Source organism: uncultured Thiocystis sp., assembly GCF_903866365.1.
In the GTDB taxonomy this organism is placed as follows: domain Bacteria; phylum Pseudomonadota; class Gammaproteobacteria; order Chromatiales; family Chromatiaceae; genus Chromatium.
Genome location: NZ_CAIPNF010000436.1, coordinates 1 through 6,021, shown reverse-complemented (window position 1 = coordinate 6,021; position 6,021 = coordinate 1). Strand labels below are relative to the sequence as shown.

The following is a 6,021-nucleotide window of genomic DNA, read 5'->3' as shown; positions in this document are numbered from 1 at the left end:
TCGGGTGGCAATTCCTTCAGAAACGCTTCAAACGCAAGATCGACGGGCTGAGGGGCGTGGAGCATGGCAGCAAAAAGCTAACACATCGCACCTCTCCACTGATTTTCAAGGGCTTGTCGGCTATGTTGGCGCTTATGGGGCTGGACGGCCCCACGGGGGCGGGGCTTGGAGTGCATTGGAACACATCGACGCGAAAGATCTTTTCGCATAGACTCGCGTCATGATCGCCACCCATGACACCCGCATCAAACGCCTGAAACGCCTCGTTGCCTTACTGCCAGCGGCGGGGACGGGCAAGGAACACTGTCCGGACGGCCAACGTCTGCTGGCGGTGCTCGGCGAGGACTATGGCACCGGCGACGCGAAGGCGCGCCGGCGGTCGCTCCAGCTCGATCTCAAGGATCTGGTCGAGGAAGGACGCATCGAGGCGGCCAATCCGGGCGGCAAGCCCCGGCACTACCGCCGCGCCGGCGCGGATCCCGCGGACGCGCCGCTGCTTTGGCAATACACGTTGCAGCAGATCCAGGATCTGGTGGCCGACGCCGTGCCGCAGCGGCAGCTCAACCGCGTGTGGGAACGCTTACTGGCCGAGGACGTGGGGCCGCGGCTCGATCGCGACCGGCTGCGGATCGTTCCCGACACCCTGCGCTTGCAGCCCGTCGAGCTTTCTGAAACGGTACTGATGGCGGTGATCGACGCGCTGGCCAATGGTCTGGCCCTGGAGGTGCGCTATCGCAGCGCCGGGAAGACCCCCACCTCGGCCCGGCTGCATCCGCAGGCGCTGGTGCAGCGCGGTCCCATTCCCTACCTGCTGGCCCTGAAGAACCGCGAAGAGGCGCCGGTGCGGCTCTATGCCCTGCACCGGATGCTGCGCGCCACGGCCTTGGTCAACGTGCGCGCGCGTCAGGCCGAGGATTTCGATCTGGACGTGGCGATGGCCGAGGGCGTGATCGATTTTGGTCAGGGCGACTGGATCGACCTGGAACTGCGGGTGCGGGGCTACCTGACGGATCTCCTCACCGTCTGCCCGCTGGAACCGGGCCAGCGCTGGGAGGACGAACCGGACGGCGCGGCTTTCGCTATTCGGGTCTGGGCGACGCTACCCTCGACCGGGCAATTGCTGCGCTGGCTGCTCGGCGCGGGGGACAATGTCGAGGTGGTGGCGCCAGCGGATCTACGCCAGACGGTGGCGATGCAGGCGGCGAAGGTGGCGGGGATCTATAGCAAGGCGCCCGGTGCGGCGGTTCCCACTGCCACCGGCGTTTCCGGAGCGAGTGACTAACCATCCGAGGCTGACGCTCGTCGGGTCGCGACAGTCCCGCGGCCCGGCGTGATATTGGATCCACAGGCGGCTCGCCCCAGCAAGTTCACGACGGCCCCAATGTCCGCTGTGACCCCGATAGCCGCCTGAAAACTACGACCGTACCAGTGGCCGGACGGATCTCGTGCCATGGGTGGGCATTTGGCGAACCGAGTGACCGCTGAGGGGGCGAAACGGTCGCTGAACCGGATGGCATGATTGGCGGCTCCGCGTTTACCTGCCGCCCCCCGAGACTTGAACCGCCATCATTGGCAACTCACTGACAATCCCTGTCCCCTTGGGATCCAACCTGTCCCTCCTGCGCCGCTCAACACGTTGCAGGCTCGTTGACCGCCCTGAGGGAACCTCAGTAAGTTCTCGATATCCGCAGCTTGTGCGACGACGGTTTCTTTCATAGCGGCGGTGTCTCTCGAAGCAAACGGATGGATTGGCGTCTCGGTCAGAGGACAGCGTTTCACGCCAGAAACCGACCTGGCATCTGATCACGATGCATGATCACTTCCAGCGGAAGTCGAGTCTGCCATGTCCACAAACGTTCCTCATCCCGGGCACCCTGTTCCAGAGCGCCCATCTGGGACTGACCGTGTGGTTTTTGGCGATCGATTTGATCGGCGAGGCCAAGACCGGACTGTCCGCCCTCACGCTGAAACGTGCGTTGGGCGTCAGCGACCCGACCGCTTGGCTGATCCAGCACAAATTGATACAGGCGATGGTCGAGCGCGACCGCACCGGCACCCTCGTGGGCGACGTCCAGGTCGACGCCGCCGACTTGGGCGGCGAACTCACGGACGGCACCGCCGGTCGCGGTTCGGAGAACAAGGTACCCGTCGTGGCAGCGGTGTCCCTGAATCCTGACGGACATCCCCTGTACGCCAAGATGACGCCGGTCCCCGGCCTCGCCCGCACGGCGATCGCCGCTTGGGCCGCCGAGATGCTGACGGCTGTCAGGTCACCTCCGATGGTTTGGCCTGCTTTGGCGGTGTCACCGACGCCGGCTATCGTCACGATGTCCTCGTCGTCGGTGCGCGCAAACCGAAAGACCTGCCCGAATTCACCTGGGTCAACGCCCTCCTGGGCAACCTCAAAACCAGCGTCGGCGGTGCCGATCACGCCGTCGACTTCGCCAAGTATGGCGCCCGCTACCTCAGCGCTGTCGCCAACCGTTTCAACCGGCGGCTTCCGCTCGACAGGCTTCCCAGCCGCTTGCGCGTTGCGGCGATTCTCCGCCAAGATCTGTATTGACATTGTGCGCACATAGCCGCCATACTCGTTAGATCATTCCTGTTGGACGGATTGCGCTATGTCCTCGAGCAGCCCTCATGCACCCACTCCAGCGTTCCGCGATGCCAACATCAACATCCGGGCGCAACGTCGGCAGCGCGACCTGATCGACCAGGCCGCCACTCTGCTGGGCAAGACTCGTTCGGATTTTGTGCTGGAGACGGCGTGCCGAGAGGCTGAGGCGGTGTTGCTTGAGCAACGGGTCTTCGCCCTTGATGCTGAGGCTTTCGAGCAGTTTCAAGCCTTACTGGATGCTTCCCCCAGTGAAAATCCGAAGCTCCGTCAGCTGATGACGACTCCGGCTCCTTGGGAACTTTAAGGTGTCGGTGACTGCTGTGCGCTGGCAGGCTCCCGCGCCGCTGACAGCCGAGCATCGGCTTGATGGCTTCGACAGTGGCGAATCAAGCCTGGATCAATGGCTCAAGCAGCGCGCGTTGCGGAATGAAGCCCGAGGCGCTTCACGCACCTATGTGGTTTGCGCCGAGGGTCAGGTTGTCGGGTACTGCTGCTTGGCGACCGCTTCGATTGCGGCGGAGCTTGCGCCGGGAGCCTTGAGGAGAAACATGCCCGACCCGATTCCGGCCATGGTCTTGGGACGCCTGGCGGTTGACGTCGCATGGCAAGGGCGCGGCGTGGGAAAAGCCTTGTTGCGCGATGCCATACTGCGCACCGTGCAGGTTTCCGAACTGGTCGGCGTCAAAGCGCTGCTGGTTCAGGCGCTCTCGGATGCCGCCGTGCGCTTCTATGAGAAATACGGCTTTCGTCCGTTTCCGGCCAATCCAAGAACGCTCTTTTTGTTGCTGTCGGAGGTTTTTCCGTGAAGCCTGACCGCCTCGATCCGGAGCCCGAAACGGAGACGGAGACGGAGACGTTCATTTCTCCCCGGAGTTGTGCTTTCCCCCTCGATGGCAGCGGTTTGGCGCGGCCCCAGTTTCCGTTCTGCCTCGCCGAAGCGAGCGACGATTTTCGCTCCACCACCGACGCCCGATTGGTCGACCGCATCGGGCGTGAGGTACCCCCGGGAGTGATGTGGCCGCTCGCCATTGCAGAAGGCGAAAAACTCCATCAGTCCCAGGAGCAACTCGGGCAGGCTGGTGTCGCGCTTGAGATCGATGTCCTCGTCCTTGACGCTGCGTCACAAGCGCTCGACGAACAGGTTGTCCGGTGCCCACCCGCGTTCACCCATGCCGATGGCGATCCCTTCACGCTGGAGGACGCCGGCGAAGATCACGCGGGTGAACGGTGCCCCCTGGTCGGTCTTGAAGATCTCGGGGGGACCGTGGGTCTGTCGCGCCTCTTCCAGACAGTCGACGCAGAACCCCGCCTCCAGCCTGTTGGACCGCCGCCAAGAGCGCGCGCGACGTGCGTCCCCGTCGACGAGGGCCACCCGGTCGGCGCAGCCCTGTGCCAAGCGCACGGACGTGCTATCGGTGCGCCACACCGGGTTCGGGCGCGTGACCTCGACGCCGCGTCGCCGATCGGGATCAACCGGGTGTTCGGGGTGGGGGTTGCTCGTGGCCGGTTCCGGCGCCATGCCCGCAAGCACCAAAGATCCCCATCAGTCGTTGCACCCGCTTGCGATTCGCCGCCTGGCCTTGCGCCTTCAGAAAGACCACCAGGCGCCGGCTGCCGTCGAACGGGTGTCCTCGGCGTCGATCAACCCTAAAAGCATCCGGTCCCAGTCGCCGAGGATCGCCTCGGTCGAGCGGGTCTCGACGCCGGAACGTGCGACCCCGGCCAAGGCACATTGCCGGATCACCCACTGGCGAAGACCCACCGCCACCGCAAGTCGGCCGCCTGGCGGCCAGGATGTCTCGTCGACAGGCAGCAGGTCGCTGACGACCACCGCCGCGATCAAGGCCGGTTCCAGCGGCGCGGTCGCGGCGGCGGCCTCGCGCAGGGTGCGATTCAGGATGCACACGCTCAGGCTCAATCCGAGCCAGTCGTGCGGAAACTCCCGCATCCGTCGGCGCGACAGTCGAAAGCGCAGAGGCAGCGCCACGATCAGGGTCGCCAGTCTCGGCCCGACCAGACGCCAGTCGCTCAAGGCCACCGGCTCCAAGGTCGGATCCTCGACCAGCCCTTCGCCAGGACGCGCGCGGGTGCGATAGCCGCAGGCGCTGCCGGTGTCATGGAAACGCTGGTCGGTGACCCGCCGGTGCAGGCCCGGTCGTTCGGGATCGCCTCACACCAGATCGGCCGACTGGAAACCGGCGTCGCAGACTTTGGGCGCGTCCGCCGGCAGCGACGCGGCGCAGACCGCACCGCTGCCGGGATGAGGGCGTCGCGTCTCCTGCGCCCGCCGCACCTGCGTGCGCCCGACGCCCGGCGCGCCTGGTTGCTTGCCCGCTTGGCGTTTGGGCTTGGGCGTCCCGCATCCTGCCGGTCGCCGGTGGCGGCTTCGAGCCGTGCGACAACGCCCAAGCGCTGGTCGAGACCGAGAGCCTGCTCGTGAGCATTCCGCAGGTCACCCAGGCGACCAACGACAAGCAACCGATCGTCCCGATGCTGGAACGACTCGCCGCCCTCCCCGACGCCTTTCTCCCGCCCAAGCAACTGACGGCCGACACCGGCTTCTTCAGCGAGGCCAACGTGGTGGCCTGCGACCGCGCCAGCATCGAGCCGCTGATCGCGATCAAACGCGAGGAACACCATCCCCATTGGTCGGAGCGCTTCGCGAACCCGCCGCCTCCCCCACCCGACGCGACCCCGCTCGAACGGATGGTTCACCGCCTCAAGAGCCCCAACGGCCGGGCGACCGACGCCCTGCGCAAACAAACCGTTGAGCCGGTGTTCAGCGTCATCAAAGCCGTGATGGGGTTTCGCCAATTTCTCACGTGTGGTCTGGATCACGTGCGCAACGAATGGACTCTCGTACTTCTCGGGGCCAGTCGGATCGCGCGCTGACGCGTCCGCCTCGGTGGTTTCAGGCGGATCCTCTGGGGGCGTCATCGCCGCGTCCCGCACCGCCTTGTCCTCCGCTGGAGTGGTCGCGGCGGCGTCCGTCTCCTCGATCTCCCGCCGACGGGCGCTCTCAGGGCGCACGGCGGCGGGGCGGACGGGAACGGTTGGTCGGGTGCTGCCGCAACCGTTCGCGCGCTTCCTTCAGATCGTCCAACCGCCGCAGCGACAGCATACGCAACCGAGCCTCATCCAAGGTCTGGACGTCGGCTTCATCAAGCGGGCGGAGACGGTGGTTGCTCAAGTGCATCGTTCAGGGGCGCGGTCTCATCGGCAGCGAAGATGGGCGCATCCTGATCTGGCTGGGTGGCGGCGGTCAAGGGGGTCTCCGTACGGCTACAGGGCGAGCGCGTTTAAATTCTCAGCCGAACACGACCTTGGCGCGATAGTCGTCATTCCACGCGGCCTTGCGGCGCTTCTTGGCCAAGCTGATCGCCGACCCCTCCTGATCGAACAGG

At 65.6% G+C, this 6,021-nt stretch carries 6 protein-coding genes and 2 pseudogenes; 6 read left to right on the top strand and 2 right to left on the bottom strand.

Annotation, left to right across the window (positions count from 1 at the left end; genetic code table 11):
- From QZY07_RS23735 to QZY07_RS23715, 5 genes and pseudogenes are all read left to right on the top strand, one after another.
- Positions 1-224, top strand: a 224-nt coding sequence (locus tag QZY07_RS23735) for a hypothetical protein (RefSeq protein WP_295408291.1), incomplete at its 5' end; no start/stop codon positions are given.
- Positions 221-1,282, top strand: coding sequence for a WYL domain-containing protein (locus tag QZY07_RS23730; protein ID WP_295408290.1), 1,062 nt, complete (start codon positions 221-223; stop codon positions 1,280-1,282). The genes QZY07_RS23735 and QZY07_RS23730, both read left to right, overlap by 4 nt.
- Positions 1,283-1,850: 568 nt before the next feature.
- Positions 1,851-2,563 (top strand): annotated as a pseudogene (locus QZY07_RS23725) (IS1595 family transposase); the annotation flags it as partial.
- 58 nt (positions 2,564-2,621) lie between these two features.
- Positions 2,622-2,921 (top strand): DUF1778 domain-containing protein, encoded by a 300-nt coding sequence (locus QZY07_RS23720; protein WP_295408288.1) that lies wholly within the window; start codon positions 2,622-2,624, stop codon positions 2,919-2,921.
- Between the two features lies 1 nt (position 2,922).
- Positions 2,923-3,423, top strand: coding sequence for a GNAT family N-acetyltransferase (locus QZY07_RS23715; RefSeq protein ID WP_363184766.1), 501 nt, complete (start codon positions 2,923-2,925; stop codon positions 3,421-3,423).
- 314 nt (positions 3,424-3,737) lie between these two features.
- Here QZY07_RS23715 and QZY07_RS23710 read toward each other — a convergent pair whose 3' ends face one another.
- Both QZY07_RS23710 and QZY07_RS23705 read right to left on the bottom strand, forming a co-directional pair.
- The gene (locus QZY07_RS23710) at positions 3,738-4,136 is read right to left on the bottom strand and encodes a DDE-type integrase/transposase/recombinase (protein ID WP_295408286.1); all 399 of its coding nucleotides are present in this window, start codon (positions 4,134-4,136) and stop codon (positions 3,738-3,740) included.
- 69 nt (positions 4,137-4,205) lie between these two features.
- Positions 4,206-4,649, bottom strand: coding sequence for a transposase (locus QZY07_RS23705; RefSeq protein ID WP_295408284.1), 444 nt, complete (start codon positions 4,647-4,649; stop codon positions 4,206-4,208).
- 323 nt (positions 4,650-4,972) lie between these two features.
- On the opposite strand from QZY07_RS23705, the pseudogene QZY07_RS23700 reads away from it, so the two are divergent.
- A pseudogene (locus QZY07_RS23700) lies at positions 4,973-5,509 on the top strand (transposase); the annotation flags it as partial.
- Positions 5,510-6,021: the final 512 nt, after the last annotated feature.

Bases quoted from the DNA above. Each gene is read 5' to 3' on its own strand.
- QZY07_RS23730 (WP_295408290.1), top strand. From the start codon at position 221: ATGATCGCCACCCATGACACCCGCATCAAACGCCTGAAACGCCTCGTT.
- QZY07_RS23710 (WP_295408286.1), bottom strand. From the start codon at position 4,136: ATGGCGCCGGAACCGGCCACGAGCAACCCCCACCCCGAACACCCGGTT.
- QZY07_RS23720 (WP_295408288.1), top strand. From the start codon at position 2,622: ATGTCCTCGAGCAGCCCTCATGCACCCACTCCAGCGTTCCGCGATGCC.